Source organism: Massilia sp. TSP1-1-2, assembly GCF_049896185.1.
Classification (GTDB): Bacteria; Pseudomonadota; Gammaproteobacteria; order Burkholderiales; family Burkholderiaceae_D; genus Telluria_A.
The window spans coordinates 1-517 of sequence record NZ_JAFCTU010000225.1 but is presented as its reverse complement, the minus strand read 5'-3'; the positions used below and the strand labels follow the sequence as shown (position 1 = coordinate 517).

General features: G+C 50.7%; 1 pseudogene. It reads left to right on the top strand.

Annotated elements, in window-relative coordinates:
* Window positions 1-517: pseudogene (locus ACP7BV_RS27825) on the top strand (hypothetical protein); the annotation flags it as partial.

Genomic DNA, 517 nt, shown 5'->3' with positions numbered 1-517 from the left:
TGCTGTTTGACTACTCTTATCGTTATTTTTACGAGGATGGTTTTGGCAAGGATTACAGCATCCTGAACTTGCAGAAAGAAGGGACTGATACACGGCGCTATTTGACAGCCTGTCTGTTGACCTACTTTCAGCAACTACGGCTATATGATCGCGATGCTCTTGGCTTGCGCCCGTTCAATTTGGAAAAGCCGCTCTGGGTATTCGTGGGGGGCAGCGTTGCCAAAGCAAGCGGTGGCACGAAAGAGGAGCAAGCCTCTGTTTCTGACGTGGCAAGAATTGTTGAGTATCTTGGCAGTTTTTTGGCTGACCCTGCTACCAGTAAACAGGACATCAGGCTGCTATTGACCCAGAACGGTGCCGCAAACGGAATGGTTGATGCCAACGGCAACGACATCTTTGGCAACAGTTTCCCCGTGTTGCAGGCCATGTTGGCAGGCGACCCGACTGGTGATGAAATCTACCGGCGTATTCTGCTTGAAATATTCAATGCCACTACGGGTGGCGTGTTGCGCATCAC